12 protein-coding genes are annotated in these 15,951 nt (G+C 43.1%); 7 read left to right on the forward strand and 5 right to left on the reverse strand.

Annotated features, from left to right (window positions below):
* Nucleotides 1-2 precede the first annotated feature (2 nt).
* Complete coding sequence (locus ACH0AB_RS02030; RefSeq protein ID WP_201450367.1) at nucleotides 3-959, reverse strand: hypothetical protein; 957 nt, start codon at nucleotides 957-959, stop codon at nucleotides 3-5.
* A gap of 39 nt (nucleotides 960-998) precedes the next feature.
* Nucleotides 999-3,116, reverse strand: a complete 2,118-nt coding sequence (gene uvrB / locus ACH0AB_RS02035) for an excinuclease ABC subunit UvrB (RefSeq protein ID WP_406876962.1) — start codon at nucleotides 3,114-3,116, stop codon at nucleotides 999-1,001.
* A 441-nt stretch (nucleotides 3,117-3,557) separates the two neighbouring features.
* Here uvrB and metK point away from each other — a divergent pair, with 441 nt between their 5' ends.
* Nucleotides 3,558-4,724 (forward strand): methionine adenosyltransferase, encoded by a 1,167-nt coding sequence (metK, locus tag ACH0AB_RS02040; protein WP_007115720.1) that lies wholly within the window; start codon nucleotides 3,558-3,560, stop codon nucleotides 4,722-4,724.
* A gap of 88 nt (nucleotides 4,725-4,812) precedes the next feature.
* Complete coding sequence (locus ACH0AB_RS02045; RefSeq protein ID WP_065263831.1) at nucleotides 4,813-5,124, forward strand: DUF3144 domain-containing protein; 312 nt, start codon at nucleotides 4,813-4,815, stop codon at nucleotides 5,122-5,124.
* A 108-nt stretch (nucleotides 5,125-5,232) separates the two neighbouring features.
* Here the strand turns inward: ACH0AB_RS02045 and ACH0AB_RS02050 are convergent, their stop codons facing one another.
* A complete protein-coding gene (locus tag ACH0AB_RS02050; RefSeq protein WP_239742647.1) occupies nucleotides 5,233-5,592 on the reverse strand; it encodes a hypothetical protein in 360 nt (119 codons plus the stop codon).
* Nucleotides 5,593-5,970: 378 nt separating this feature from the next.
* On the opposite strand from ACH0AB_RS02050, the gene prpB reads away from it, so the two are divergent.
* From prpB to acnD, 3 genes are all read left to right on the forward strand, one after another.
* A complete protein-coding gene (prpB, locus tag ACH0AB_RS02055; RefSeq protein WP_036598327.1) occupies nucleotides 5,971-6,864 on the forward strand; it encodes a methylisocitrate lyase in 894 nt (297 codons plus the stop codon).
* Nucleotides 6,865-6,940: 76 nt separating this feature from the next.
* On the forward strand, nucleotides 6,941-8,113 hold the full coding sequence (gene prpC, locus ACH0AB_RS02060) for a bifunctional 2-methylcitrate synthase/citrate synthase (protein ID WP_203172036.1): 1,173 nt from the start codon (nucleotides 6,941-6,943) through the stop codon (nucleotides 8,111-8,113).
* A 98-nt stretch (nucleotides 8,114-8,211) separates the two neighbouring features.
* Nucleotides 8,212-10,818, forward strand: coding sequence for a Fe/S-dependent 2-methylisocitrate dehydratase AcnD (gene acnD, locus ACH0AB_RS02065; RefSeq protein ID WP_406876965.1), 2,607 nt, complete (start codon nucleotides 8,212-8,214; stop codon nucleotides 10,816-10,818).
* 73 nt (nucleotides 10,819-10,891) lie between these two features.
* On the opposite strand, the gene ACH0AB_RS02070 is transcribed toward acnD, so the two are convergent.
* Nucleotides 10,892-12,688 carry a DUF262 domain-containing protein gene (locus ACH0AB_RS02070; RefSeq protein WP_406876966.1) on the reverse strand — a complete coding sequence of 599 codons (1,797 nt, stop codon included), beginning with the start codon at nucleotides 12,686-12,688 and terminating at the stop codon, nucleotides 10,892-10,894.
* A gap of 139 nt (nucleotides 12,689-12,827) precedes the next feature.
* A complete protein-coding gene (gene serS / locus ACH0AB_RS02075; protein WP_368890888.1) occupies nucleotides 12,828-14,093 on the reverse strand; it encodes a serine--tRNA ligase in 1,266 nt (421 codons plus the stop codon).
* Nucleotides 14,094-14,386: 293 nt separating this feature from the next.
* On the opposite strand from serS, the gene ACH0AB_RS02080 reads away from it, so the two are divergent.
* Complete coding sequence (locus ACH0AB_RS02080; RefSeq protein ID WP_406877057.1) at nucleotides 14,387-15,073, forward strand: YcxB family protein; 687 nt, start codon at nucleotides 14,387-14,389, stop codon at nucleotides 15,071-15,073.
* 261 nt (nucleotides 15,074-15,334) lie between these two features.
* The gene (locus ACH0AB_RS02085) at nucleotides 15,335-15,928 is read left to right on the forward strand and encodes a Dps family protein (RefSeq protein WP_406876967.1); all 594 of its coding nucleotides are present in this window, start codon (nucleotides 15,335-15,337) and stop codon (nucleotides 15,926-15,928) included.
* Nucleotides 15,929-15,951: the final 23 nt, after the last annotated feature.

Genomic DNA, 15,951 nt, shown 5'->3' on the forward strand with positions numbered 1-15,951 from the left:
TATCAAAAAAATGGTTCTTCATTAAGTTGGGATTGTTTGACAGGCACAGTTATACCATATTTTAAATTAATTTCTTCTACCAGTTTATGAAACCATTTTGGGGCAGTAGGAGAAACATAGACATTATCTATTAAATTATTAAGGTCGCAAGAAACTAACTTACCTAAATCTTGCGTTTCGAAATCGTGAATGATTGCCCTAACCTCTTGTTCATGAGCAAATGACTTTCTTTTTTTCCAAAATGAATCATTAACTCCTGCAAAACTTTTTGAATAATCAATATATTTTACTTTTCCAATTTCAATTAGATATTTTTTTCCAATATTTTCGTAAAGACTTTCATAAGTGGTTTGAATAGCTACAGCATTATTAAATAATTGTGCATACAGTCTCCACATTGCCTCAGATTCATAATCATTTGCATGCCAACAGTTAATAAATACTCTTTTACGTATATTTTTACCACCTTCCTCAAGTTCTTTTAATAATCTTTTTGATTCAGACTCAATATAACTTTCATCATGATTCAAATCTATTCCTTCTGGTGGATTAGTTAAAGCATGTCTAAAAAATTCTAAATAAAAACTATTCCACTTATCTTTATTTTTAGCGACTCCTTTTGCACCTTCATAAAAGTCATCAAAGGTATCAGCCCTTGCAAAAAATAGCGAAGAAGATGAAAGCATACTAACGTATTTTGTAAAATCCATATAACGCCAAAGTTTAGTATTTAACTCAGGTTTTTCATATGGCAACTTGCTATATACATGTCTAACTGCAGTTTCAACTAAAGTATCAATACAATCATTACAAACTTCTAAAGCAAGTTCATTCTCGCCATAGCCAAAGTGAGTTGTTTCATTTTCACAAAATCGATGATTACATATCATGCAGGTTTCAAGGTGTGAATAACGTAGAAGTCTTAATTGCTCAGTAAACCTTTGAGTCATTATTTGCATTTTTAAGCCTTTTTCACCTGTTTATAAATGTAACTGAAATTACTGTAAAACAAATTCCCTTAAACTCACCACCTTATCGCGCACTTTTGCCGCTTCCTCAAACTTCAAATCACGCGACAAGGCTTTCATCTCTTTTTCTAACCGTGCAATCTCTTTGGACAGCAAATCAGGCGAACGCAAAATCGAAATATCCACATCGGGGAACGCATGGGTGACTGCAATCGCTTGGTTATCATTTGGGGCTTCTGCCTCGCCTGTGTCGATTTTGTCGGTAATCTGACGACGAGCGGATGTCGGTGTGATACCATGTTCTTCGTTATACGCCATCTGTTTGGCACGGCGACGCTCGGTTTCTTCAATCGCCTTTTGCATACTTGGGGTAATGCTGTCAGCGTACAAAATCGCCTTACCATTGACATGGCGCGCGGCACGACCGATGGTCTGAATGAGCGAACGCTCCGAGCGTAAAAAGCCTTCTTTATCCGCATCAAAAATCGCCACCAGACTCACCTCAGGCATATCCAAGCCCTCACGCAACAGGTTGATACCGACCAGCACATCATGCACGCCTGTGCGCAGTTCGTGGATGATTTTCATCCGCTCCACCGTGTCGATATCCGAGTGCAAATAAGCGACTTTGATATTGTACTCTTTTAGATAACTGGTCAAATCTTCTGCCATGCGTTTGGTGAGCGTGGTAATCAGCACTCGCTCATCTTTGGCTTTACGAATGTTGATTTCTGATAGCACATCATCAACTTGTGTCAAGACAGGGCGAATCTCAAGCTGTGGATCAACTAGACCGGTCGGACGTACCACTTGCTCAACGACCTGTTCGCTGTGCTCAAGCTCGTATTGGGCAGGGGTCGCCGACACAAAAATGGTCGCAGGGGTAATACGCTCCCATTCTTCAAACATCAGCGGGCGGTTATCCATCGCAGACGGCAGGCGAAAGCCGTAATTGACCAAGGTTTCTTTACGACTTCTATCGCCTTTATACATCGCGCCGACTTGTGGCACGGTTACATGGCTTTCATCAATAAATAACAAGGCATCGGGCGGAATATAGTCAAATAACGTCGGCGGTGCTTCACCCGCAGGACGTCCCGATAAGTGGCGCGAATAGTTCTCAATGCCGTTACAGTAGCCAAGCTGTTGAATCATTTCCAAATCATAAGTGGTGCGTTCTTTGATACGCTGCGCTTCAATCAGTTTGTCATGCGCTCGAAAATACTCAAGGCGTTGTTCAAGCTCGGCTTTGATAGTGCCACTGGCTCTTTCGAGCTTGTCTCGTGGGGTCACGTAGTGAGATTTTGGATAGATGGTAATGCGTGGCACACTGCGCACGTTCTTACCTGTCAACGGGTCAAACCAAGTGATTTTTTCCACTTCATCATCAAACATACTGATACGCACCGCAAGCTGTTCAGACTCAGCCGGGTAAATATCGAGCACTTCACCACGCAAGCGGTAAGTACCTCGCCCAAAGTCAAGCTCGTTACGCGTATATTGCAGCTCCACCAAGCGTTTGAGCATGGCAGTGCGGTCGATTTTGTCACCCACCACGATGTGGAGGAGCATTTTTAGGTAGCTTTCTGGGTCACCAAGACCATAGATACAAGATACCGATGCAATGATAATGGCGTCACGACGTTCGAGTAGCGCACGCGTGGCGGACAGTCGCATTTGGTCGATATGGTCGTTAATGGCGCTGTCTTTTTCGATAAAAGTATCGCTGGCAGGCACATATGCTTCAGGCTGATAATAGTCGTAATAACTGACAAAATACTCCACAGCATTGTGCGGAAAAAACGCCTTAAACTCGCCATATAGCTGGGCGGCAAGGGTTTTGTTGTGTGCCATGATAATGGTGGGACGCTGGCATTGGGAAATCACTTTTGCCATGGTGTAGGTTTTACCTGAGCCTGTCACCCCCAAGAGCAGCTGGCCGTGCATGCCTTTGTCGACACCATCAACCAATTTGGCAATCGCTTGCGGTTGGTCGCCTGATGGTTCAAATTCGGTCACCATCTCAAAAGGTTTACTTGAGATTTGGGTGCCACTGGCATTGACACCGGTGATTTGGGCATCATCTTGGATTTGGCGGGCAAGTTGGCTAAGTTCACGTTCGGAGCGGGAAGATTGAGGTGGTCGCATTTTATTGTCTTTATCGTAGTCACAGATGGGTAAATAATGGGGTTGATGGGTGAGAAGTTAAAGCAGAATAACGCGAAATATTGTATCAGTGATTGGGTTTATCAAAAAAGCCCACCCATTAAAAAACCGGCCATCATCAAACTTGTTAAAATTACCCCATTAGCCTATTCCAGTTAGGCATTTAAAAGCATTAGGTTAATTTGGCAAAATCCCTTATAATATCCCCTGACTTTTTCCACTGTAGCGACAGTGACTTATATGAGTCATTTTGCTATTAGTCATATTAATCATTTTTTCGTTAATCATTTTGCAAACTTGCTCGTGCTGTATCGCAGTCCGTGACTTTCTATTTTTGCTTTGTTCTTGTTTTAAAATGTAAAATAGAGATAGGTTTGCAAAGCGATTAATTTTCTATCACCCTTAATGTAATGAGAAAATTAAATGCGTGAATATCAACTATTTACCTCTGAATCCGTCAGTGAAGGTCACCCAGACAAACTCGCTGACCAAATCTCTGATGCTATCCTTGACGCCATCCTTGAGCAAGACATCCATGCGCGTGTGGCGTGCGAAACCTTGACCAAAACAGGCGGCGTGGTGCTGGCGGGTGAAATCTCTACCACCGCCAATGTCGATTTCGAAAAAATCGTGCGTGATACCGTCCTGCGCGTTGGCTACAACAGCTCAGAATTGGGCTTTGATGGCGCCACCTGTGCGGTTATCAATATGCTTGGCAAACAATCCCCCGAAATCGCCCAAGGTGTTGACCGCTCGCGCCCTGAAGAGCAAGGCGCCGGTGACCAAGGTTTGATGTTTGGTTATGCCACCCATGAGACGGATGTGTTGATGCCTGCCCCCATTCAGTTTTCCCATCGTTTGATGGAAAAGCAAGCGCAATTGCGTAAAGACGGCACATTAGCGTGGCTGCGTCCCGATGCCAAAGCGCAAGTCACGGTACGCTATGATGGCGATAAACCTGCGTTTATTGATGCGTTGGTACTATCAACCCAACACGATCCCAGTATCTCGCAAAAAGACTTGCATGAAGCGGTCATGGAAGAAATCATCAAGCCTGTCATTCCAGCTGCGATGCTGCACAAGGATACGAAGTATCATATCAACCCAACAGGGTTATTTGTGATTGGTGGTCCTGTGGGGGATGCGGGTTTGACGGGTCGTAAAATCATCGTAGACACGTATGGCGGCATGGCGCGTCACGGCGGCGGTGCGTTCTCAGGTAAAGATCCATCAAAAGTGGACCGCAGTGCAGCCTACGCAGGGCGTTATGTTGCCAAAAATATCGTAGCGGCAGGACTGGCGGAGCGCTGTGAAATTCAAGTAAGTTATGCCATCGGTGTAGCAGAGCCAACCTCTATTTCTGTCAACACGTTTGGCACGGGCAAAATCAGCGATGACAAGATTGTCGATTTTATCCGCCAGCATTTTGATTTACGTCCGTATGGTATCACGCGTATGCTTAACCTACTCCAGCCCATGTATGAGCAAACAGCGAGCTATGGTCACTTTGGTCGCCAAGGCACTGAAACCGCTTTTACTTGGGAGCGTACTGACCGCGCGGCACTACTTAGAGCAGACGCGGGTTTATAATTTTATTGACGAAATACAAGATTTGTAGGGTGCGTTTTACGCACCTTTTTAACGTTTAATTGATGGTAGAAAATTGCAGGGAAAAATTATGAGCGAAAACACCAACCAAATCACCGAAGAAATGAACGCGTTTTATGAGCGCGCTGATGAGTTTATCCAGCTTGCCAATACCCTTCGCACCGATGATATACACGCAGGTAAAATCAATGCCTCCATGCTGTATGCAGTCGCGCGTTTTAGCGCATGGACAGCGGCAACGGGCTTTGTCAAAGGCGCTGATTATGCCAAAGAAAAGCAAGATATTATCGAACATTTCACCAAGAATTTTGAGCGAATGTTGTCTGACAATATTGACGACTATGCCGAAAACTTCCAAAAATACATGCAAATTGGCAATTAATTGCAGTCCAACAACACGAGCATTTCATTAAAAAAGCGTATTGAATCGTCATACGCTTTTTTTATTGCATCGCTTATCATCTAAACCCGCAATTATTTGAACAATTAATTATTTAAACCATCGATAAAACAACCAACCTATTATCAAGATGACCAAGATAATCACACTCACCCGTTTCACCCATCTTGGCAATAACGGTAGGGTGATATTTTCTTGTTTAAGATGATTATCAAGCCCTTGTGTCAATGTGCTAAAGCCTTGTTCTTTAGTCTCTACTGATGACGCAGGATGAGCAGTAGGCGGCGTTTGACTGTTTGCCGCTAACGCTTGATTTTCATACGCATCAATTTGTTGTTTTGCTTCGTCTAAGCTAATCCCCTGCTCTTGTGCGTGGGTTTTGATGGCGATGACGTAGTTTTTTTTATCGACCAGTTGTTTGATATGACTCGGTAACGTTGATTGTGCCATAAGTAATTCCTCAAATTTTAACCTGTATATCATGCCTAGTTTGTTAAACTTATTTTAGAAGAATGTAGCAACGGGCGCCTGTTTATTGTAAATAAATGTAAATAAACGCTTCAAACTTTTGGCAAAATATTCACCTTTTAAAAGTTACAGTAACTAATTATGTAAAAATAGAAGTTTACTATTCATTTTCCAAATACTTTTATTTTTACTTAACTTAATTTTTAAAAATCGCGTACTGACAGCTAGTTTTTTTGTGCGTATACTGATGGATATACTAAGGCAAAGCAGCAAATAACCTGCCCTACCCTAAACCTAAAGCAGGACTGATTAGCATTAACTTTGCTATTTTCCCCTTCAATCATGTAAAAAGGAAGCAACATGGCACCTATCTCTGCAGGTCGTAAATTCCGTGACGCCATCGAATCTGAAAAAGCCGAAGGTCGTCCCCTTCAAATCGTTGGCACTATCAATGCCTACACTGCCATGATGGCAAGCCAAGTCGGTCATAAAGCGATTTATCTCTCAGGTGGCGGTGTTGCCAATGCCTCATTTGGTTTGCCTGATCTTGGTATGACGAGCCTTAACGATGTATTAACCGATGCCACCCGTATCACCAATGCGGTTGACACGCCATTATTGGTTGACATCGACACAGGTTGGGGCGGCGCATTTAACATCGCCCAAACCATTAAACAAATGGAAAAAGCAGGCGTTGCCGCGGTCCATATCGAAGACCAAGTGGCGCAAAAACGCTGTGGTCATCGCCCCAACAAAGAAATCGTCTCAACCAGCGAGATGGTTGACCGTCTAAAAGCTGCGCTGGATGCCAAAGTTGACCCAGATTTTGTGGTGATGGCACGAACCGATGCGCTGTCAGTGGAAGGTTTGGATGCTGCGGTTGAACGTGCGGTGGCGTTTCAAGAAGCAGGCGCGGACATGATTTTTGCTGAAGCATTGACCGATATCGCCATGTACCGCAAATTTACCGACGTGTTAGACATTCCCGTGCTTGCCAATATGACTGAGTTTGGGCAAACAGACCTTTACAGCACCAAAGAATTATTTGACGTGGGTGTTGACATGGTACTTTATCCATTATCTGCGTTCCGTGCGATGAACAAAGCCGCCCTCAATGTCTACCAAGCGTTAAAAGATGAAGGCGTACAAACCTCCGTGGTCGACACCATGCAAACCCGTATGGAATTGTATGATTTCTTAAACTACCATTCATACGAGCAAAAATTGGACGCATTATTTAAATCAAAAAAATAATTGGCGAACTATGCTCAACACTTAATGCCAAACACTTAAGGCTAAACACTTAATAAAGCTAAAAAGGAGTTTTACCATGTCAAAAGACACCCCAGTGACAGACGCGACTGACAACAAGCCAAAACCCAAAAAAAGCGTTGCCCTATCAGGGGTGCCCGCCGGTAACACTGCCCTATGTACCGTAGGTCGTACAGGCAATGACTTAAGCTATCGTGGCTATGATATTTTGGATTTGGCAAAAGACAGCGAGTTTGAAGAAGTAGCGCACTTACTGATTCACGGTCATTTGCCAAACCGTCATGAGCTAGCGGCGTACAAGAAAAAACTTAAAACCCTGCGTAACTTACCCGTCAATGTACTGGCGGTGTTAGAAGCCTTGCCTGCCCACGCCCACCCGATGGATGTGATGCGTACTGGCGTATCGGCACTGGGCTGCACCTTGCCTGAGCGTGAAAGCCAACCTACCTCAGAAGCCCGTGATATCGCCGACAAGCTTATCGCCTCATTAGGCTCAATGCTACTGTACTGGTATCACTACAGCCACAATGGCAAAGTCATCAGCCTTGAGAGCGACCAAGACAGCATTGGCGGTCACTTCCTTGAGCTATTACAAGGTGAAGCCCCCAGTGAATCGCATATCAAAGCCATGCACATCTCGCTTATTTTGTACGCTGAGCATGAGTTCAATGCATCAACCTTTACCAGCCGTGTGATCACAGGGACTGGCTCGGATATGTATTCCGCCATCTCAGGCGCAATCGGTGCGTTAAAAGGTCCAAAACATGGCGGCGCCAATGAAGTGGCGTATGACATCCAAAAACGCTACCGCAATGCCGACGACGCAGAAAAAGACATCCTTGAACGTCTTGAGAAAAAAGAAGTCATCATTGGCTTTGGTCACCCTGTCTACACCGTGAGCGACCCACGCAACGTGGTCATCAAAGAAGTGGCTCGTAACTTATCCAAAGAGACTGGCGACATGACCCTATTTGATGTGGCAGAACGCCTAGAAAGCGTGATGTGGGATAACAAAAAAATGTTCCCAAATCTGGATTGGTTCTCGGCAGTGAGTTATCACAAGCTTGGCGTACCAACGGCGATGTTTACCCCATTATTTGTGATTGCGCGTACCGCAGGGTGGTCAGCGCATGTGCTTGAGCAACGTGCTGATGGCAAAATCATCCGTCCTTCTGCCAACTACACAGGCCCTGATGACCAAAAATTTGTACCACTGGATGAGCGTCAATAATTAGCGTTTTAATCGTATAAAAAGCCTTTCAGGTCAGCCTACCTATTGATTTGAAGGGCTTTTTTTCTAATGGATTATTAATTTTAAGGTTAAGCCAAATGACCAATCAATACCGTAAACCCCTCCCTAATTCCGACTTAGAATACTACGACACCCGCCAAGCGGTGAATGACATCACCCCAGACGCGTATGACAAACTTCCCTACACCTCGCGTATTTTAGCCGAACAATTAGTGCGTAAAGTCAGCGACCCAAACGAACTGACCGCTGCACTCAAACAGCTCATCAACCGTGAGCGTACGTTAGACTTTCCTTGGTACCCTGCGCGTGTGGTGTGTCATGATATCTTGGGTCAAACTGCCCTTGTAGACTTGGCAGGCTTGCGTGATGCCATCGCCGAGCAAGGCGGCGACCCAAGCAAGGTCAACCCTGTGGTACAAACTCAGCTGATTGTTGACCACTCGCTTGCTGTGGAATGTGGTGGTTATGACCCAGATGCGTTTGAAAAAAACCGCGCCATCGAAGACCGCCGCAACGAAGACCGTTTTCACTTTATCAACTGGACAAAGACTGCTTTTGAAAACGTCGATGTGATTCCCGCAGGCAACGGCATCATGCACCAAATCAACCTAGAGAAAATGTCACCTGTTATCCAAGTACAAAACGGCATCGCCTACCCAGATACTTGCGTGGGCACAGACAGCCACACCCCACACGTGGATGCGCTGGGCGTGATTTCGGTGGGTGTCGGTGGACTGGAAGCAGAAACCGTAATGCTCGGTCACCCATCGATGATGCGCCTACCTGATATCGTGGGTGTTCACCTCAAAGGCAAACGCCAAGCTGGCATCACCGCCACCGATATTGTGTTGGCGTTGACGGAATTTTTGCGTAAAGAGCGCGTGGTCGGTGCGTATGTGGAATTCTTCGGTGAAGGCGCAGACAGCCTATCCATCGGTGACCGTGCCACCATCGCCAATATGACCCCAGAATATGGCGCAACCGCAGGGTTATTTTATATTGATGGGCAAACCATCGACTATTTACGCCTGACAGGTCGTGAAGACAAACAAGTTGAATTGGTAGAAAACTATGCCAAAACCGCAGGGCTTTGGTCATCTGACCTCGTCAATGCCGACTATGAGCGTGTGCTTGAGTTTGATTTGTCACTCGTGACTCGTAACATGGCAGGTCCTTCAAATCCCCACGCGCGCGTATCGACTTCTGAGCTTTCTGCCAAAGGCATTGCCCATGCCGAAGGTGAAGCCGTGCCTGAATCAGAGAATGGCTTAATGCCTGATGGTGCGGTGATTATCGCCGCTATTACCTCGTGTACCAACACCTCAAACCCTCGTAACGTGGTGGCAGCGGCATTGCTTGCCAAAAAAGCCAACGAACTTGGCTTAACCCGTAAACCTTGGGTGAAATCATCCTTCGCCCCTGGCTCAAAAGTGGCTGAACTATACTTGCAAGATGCTAACCTATTGCCAGAACTGGAAAAACTCGGCTTTGGTATCGTGGCATTTGCCTGTACCACCTGTAACGGTATGTCGGGTGCGTTAGATCCAGCGATTCAGCAAGAAATCATCGACCGTGACCTGTATGCCACTGCAGTGCTATCAGGCAACCGCAACTTTGACGGACGTATCCACCCGTATGCCAAACAAGCCTTCTTGGCAAGCCCGCCGTTAGTCGTCGCGTATGCGATTGCAGGGACGATTCGTTTTGACATCGAAAAAGACGTGCTTGGCGTGGTCAATGGTAAAGAGATTCGCCTTATCGACATTTGGCCATCGGATGAAGAGATTGACGCGATTGTGGCAAAACACGTCAAACCTGAGCAATTCCGTCAAATCTATATCCCGATGTTCAACCTTGACCGCAGCGAAAAAGCCGACAGCCCACTGTATAACTGGCGACCCATGTCAACCTATATCCGCCGTCCACCCTACTGGGAAGGCGCGCTAGCGGGCGAACGCACCCTCAAAGATATGCGTCCACTCGCCATCTTGCCTGACAATATCACCACCGACCACTTGTCGCCGTCCAATGCGATTTTGGCAAGCTCGGCAGCAGGCGAATACTTGGCAAAAATGGGCTTACCCGAAGAAGATTTTAACAGCTACGCCACCCACCGCGGCGACCATTTAACCGCGCAACGTGCGACCTTTGCCAATCCAAAACTGTTCAATGAAATGGTGAAAAATGACGATGGCAGTACCAAGCAAGGCTCACTGGCTCGCGTTGAGCCTGAAGGTCAAGTGATGCGGATGTGGGAAGCGATTGAGACGTACATGAACCGTAAGCAACCGCTGATTATCATCGCCGGGGCGGACTATGGTCAAGGCTCTAGCCGTGACTGGGCTGCCAAAGGTGTGCGTCTGGCCGGGGTGGAAGCGATTGTGGCGGAAGGTTTTGAGCGGATTCACCGTACCAACCTTATCGGTATGGGCGTGCTGCCGCTTGAATTTAAAGCTGGGACGACGCGTATCACGCTAGGGCTAGATGGGACTGAGACGTATGATGTGATTGGTGACATTTCACCACGTTGTGATTTGACGCTGGTGATTAATAAAGAAGGCTCGCAGCCGCTTGAAGTGCCTGTGACCTGCCGTCTTGATACCCAAGCGGAAGTGGATACTTATAATGCTGGGGGCGTATTGCAAAAATTCGCGCAAGACTTCTTAAAAGGTGAAGTGGCGTAATTTTTGCTAGAATTTTATTAAAAAAGGGTTGTCATAGATTCTATCACAACCCTTTAAATTTAAAAATTTCTAATCAATTTTTAAAGAAAAAATTTATCATTTCTGCTATTTTATTTGCTCTACTTGTGATAAACATTAGAGCGTCATCATTTGATGAAACTTTTAAAGCTTCATTTAAATCAATAAGGTTGGCTTCACTAAAATCTCTACCACCCTCAAGATTTTCTATAAATTTGAAATAATCACTAGGTGTTTTATCTTTTATTTCTTCTCTATTCTGTTTAGAATCCACTAACACAATGTTAGCAATGGAGTTATATGGACTCTTATTGGAGAAATCAGAAACCCTTGTTTTTGGATAGATATGATGATTATCAAATTTAGAAGGATTAACTTTTAAAACCTTGTTACCTAAAATATCTCTATCAAATTTTCCTTTTGGCTTTTCATCATATAATATGTTTAAAACTGCTCTAAATTCAGCTTTAGTTGTAGTTATTTCTAAAACTTTACTAGGGGTAAGATTAGGTGTAGAAAACAAAGCATCAAAATCATATTTTTTAAACTCATGTTCATTCACTACACGTTTAGATATATCGTATAATTTTTCTACAGTATCTAAATTTGATTTACTAAAGTTGGTATTGCTAATCGTAAGATACAGAGCGTATTTCTTCACTTCCCTTTTAAACCGAGCATTTTCAAAACTTTGTGGATTAGCTAAAAATATAGCAATCGCATATTCTAAAAAAGTAATTTGACCAATATCTAGTAGGTTTTCTTCTTCTATCCACTGAATAATATTGAATAAAACATGTGATTTCTTATTCCACATCTCAAACCAAAACTCTGCGTTACGTTTTAGCATATTTGATTGTACTAAATTAGGAATAGAATTTTGTTCAAGCAAATGGGCAATTTCGAATATTCTAATAATTCTATCTAGTTTTTCATATACTTCACTATCTTCATTGTATTTGAAAAAATCTTGTAGCCCAATTTTTAAATTTGTATTACTGCTTATCTTATCGTCTATCTTGTTATTGAGAAAAGTTGATAATCCTCCTTTATACACTTCTAATTGTACTTGGAAAGATTTTGCATTAATTAAATCAAATAAAGTTAATTTTTTACCTGTAGAATTGACTTTTTCAAATACTCTAATAACAACTCCTAATTCTGAGTCGCCACTAATAACTGTAGCTGGAACACTATAACCACTTACAGCTCCCAAAATACCGTTAAGGTAATCCATGTACTTATCAAATTTATCTTCATCAATATCCTTTAAATTTCTCAGAAATTTGCTTACTACTGAACCAAATTTATTCTCTATAATACTTTTTCCAGATATAAACCTATTATTATCTCTAGTAGGTTTGTCACTCTTATCTTGACCTCTATTAAAACTTCTACAAAGTGCTTCCTGATTAATTTTAGCTTTTGATGAATTTAGACCACTATCATTTTCAATTTTATCTTCTGGAAACCTTTCCATTAATATTGATAACAAGTCATAGTAGTATTCATTTCTAATATCCAATGATAAAAATAACTTTGAAATAGATGTCATTCTTTGTTGACCATCTAAAACATAATATTTAGTTTCGCTATCTTCTTCAGAATTAACTATATTAAGACTACTTTCATCTTTCAACAAACCATGATAACCAATTTTTAAGTTACCATTTTCTGGCATTATCAATAGAGAAGAAATAGGATATCCTCTAATAATTGAATCGCCCAAATCAATTATATCTTTAGATGTCCAAACAAAGTCCCTTTGAAATTTAGGTATTAAATAAACGTCTTTAGAAATTTTCTTGACAATATCTTGTAAACTTATATCAATATTATGGATATTACTCATTTAATAACTTTTTCCTTGTAAATATATGTTTCAATATTCATCTTATCATAATTTATTAGTTCATTTTTTTTAAATTTTCAGTTTATAGAGAATAAAAAAACAGCCAGTCAAGCAACTGGCTATTTTTTCAATCTTACCACTAACCAATCACATCAACGCCCATATACGGACGCAACACTTCAGGCACCGTGATAGTACCATCCGCATTTTGATAATTTTCCATGATGGCAAGCAGAGTACGACCCACCGCAAGACCTGAGCCATTTAGAGTATGCACCAGCTCGGTTTTTTTGCCATCTTTGACACGCGCTTGCATACGGCGCGCTTGGAAGTCACCACAGTTTGAGCAGCTAGAGATTTCACGGTAGGTAGTCTGAGACGGTAGCCACACCTCGATATCATAGGTTTTCACCGCGCCAAAGCCCATATCACCACCACATAGCACAATCACCCGATACGGCAAACCAAGCTGCTGCAAGATATATTCCGCTTGTCCTGTCATGTCCTCTAAGGCTTGCATTGAAGTCTCAGGATGGACGATTTGCACCATTTCCACTTTTTCAAACTGGTGCTGACGAATCAAGCCGCGAGTATCTCGCCCGGCACTGCCCGCTTCACTACGAAAACAGGGGGTATGGGCAGTCACTTTGATTGGCAGAGCTTCGGGATCTAAGATTTTGTCACGCACGCTGTTGGTAAGCGGTACCTCTGAAGTAGGGATTAAGTAATACTCTTTTTCACCGCGCAGCTTAAATAGGTCTTCTTCAAACTTTGGTAGCTGCCCTGTACCAAGTAGGCTGTCGGCATTGACCATATACGGCACATACATTTCAGTATAGCCGTATTTGTCGGTATGGGTAGTAAGCATAAAGGCAATCAAGGCGCGGTTGAGTTTGGCGAGTTGACCTTTTAGCACGCTAAACCGTGAGCCAGTCAGTTTGGCAGCCATTTCAAAATCAAGTAACCCCAAATCTTCGCCCAAGTCGCTATGGTCTTTGACCTCAAAATCAAATTGGCGCGGCTCACCCCATCGACGCATTTCGACATTGTCGTTTTCATCCTTACCTGCCGGCACGCTGTCATCCGGTAAATTTGGGATAGTTAAAGCTGCCGCTAAAATTTTCTCCTGCAAGGCTTTGAGCGCGTCTTCCGCTTGTTTCATGTCGCTACTGATGGTTGCCATTTCTGCCATCAAAGCGTCAGTATTTTCGCCATTACGTTTCATCAAGCCGACTTGTTTGGCGCCCGCATTTTTTTTGGCTTGTAGCTCTTCGGTTTTGACTTGAATGGATTTGCGCTGTTCTTCGACTTGCTGCCAAAATGCTTTATCAAGCTCATAGCCGCGTTTGGCAAGTTTTTCAGCGACCGTGTCTAGTTCTGTACGCAGTAATTTTGGGTCGATCATGGCGATAAGTTCCTTAAATTGTTCAAACTTGAGTTAAAGCAGCAAAATGGCTGTTGATATCAGCGTGTATGATACCAAGATTGCAGCGATTTTTCACGGTAGCGACTATAAATACACGGCAAATTGACGATTTATCGGTATGCGCTTATCGGCGTTCGCCCCTCGCTGCATTGGCGGTAAAACAAAAATTTATCAAAAAGTGCGTTGTTAGGTTTATTTTTGGGTCAAGGTTGGGTAAGATAAGCCTTCTTTTATCGTTTTGTAACTATCGTTTGATAGTGAGTGAATTGTTTATGGCGCTGTACCCTTACACCCTACAACCTGTGGATTTGAATCTGACCGAGGACGAGTTTCGTCAAGCACAGCTACAGCTGTTTGATGCCAACAACCAAACTTTGACCAAAATCACCCCAAAAACTTGGGCAATTTTGGCAGTCATTGTGGTGCTAGCGATTTTAGGTCTGATTTTTGTGCACGGTTATTCCACCATTATTTTTTGGTTGATGCTTGTGGGTGTGGTGATTTATTTGCTAGCGCGTACTTACGGTCTTAAATGGTATGTCAAACGGGAATTTGAAAAACAAATGGCAAGCCAAAGCATGCCGCCAGAGATGCAACAAATCAAGCTTGGCGTACAGCAGCACGGGGTAGTGATGTCCATGCCCGCACCCAACATGCCCGCCATGCCACGCGGCTACAATCAGCCTTTGGTGCGTAGTAGCGGTATGCAGCAAGCGGTCATCAAATGGGACAATGTCACCAACTGGCAAGAAACGCCTGACTATATCTTTATGATGTTTGATGTCAAAAATCCAAAAACCGATGAAAGCCAACAAGGCAGCCAAATCGTACCCAAACGCCTTGTTAATCAAAAATTCCCGATTGATACCTTACGCCATCATTTACAACAAAACATCGGACAACCAGGTTTTGATCTAACCGACAAACCGACTGATAAATATTTCCCAGAAAACAATTAAGACTAAGACAGCAACTAATTATCGATGACCACAAAAACTGCAGCTAAAAAACTGCAGTTTTTTTATGGCAGCAAGCAAAACTATTTACCAAATTTGCACACAGCTGCGCCAAATGTTTGATATTATTTTTAGGGTAATACCGTATATTTTAATTGATAAAATTAAACGTACTGATAAAAACGATTAATTTTAATAACATATTGTTTAGGCTTACAATTAAGTCCTAAACAAATAAAAATCATCATTTTAGGAGATAACAACATGGCAAAACAAGCCACTACAAAACAATCAGCAACCAAACAAGACTCAGAACAATTAGACAATAACGATAAATCAGGTGAAAAAGTGACTACCGCCAAATCTACCGCTTCCAAATCTGCCTCAAGTAAAACACGCGATATCAGTCTAGCCGCTGCAGACATGAGCGCCATTGTTGAGCAATTAAATACCTTATTAGCCAACTATCATGTGTTCTATACCAATGTTCGTGGCTATCACTGGAATGTGCGTGGCTCAGATTTCTTTACCCTCCATGTGAAGTTTGAAGAGTTATATACTGCGCTGCAAGTCCAAATTGATGAAATTGCTGAGCGCATTTTGACCTTACAAGGTACCCCACTACATGCTTATAGCGATTTCTTAAAAATCTCAAGCATCAAAGAAGACAAAAACGTCTCTGACGGTGTGGCATGTGTGAAAGGTATTTTAACAGGTCTGACTATGACCATCGCTAAAGAACGCGAAATCATTGACTTAGCGGATGAAGATGACGATCAAGGCACTGCCGACCAATTGACTGCCTATGTGCAAGAACAAGAAAAATTGGTGTGGATGTATAACGCTTATCTTGGCTAATCGTCCCATCTGACCAAAAAGAC

It is taken from the genome of Moraxella sp. 179-F 1C4 NHS (assembly GCF_045370505.1).
GTDB classification, from domain to species: domain Bacteria; phylum Pseudomonadota; class Gammaproteobacteria; order Pseudomonadales; family Moraxellaceae; genus Faucicola; species Faucicola tetraodonis.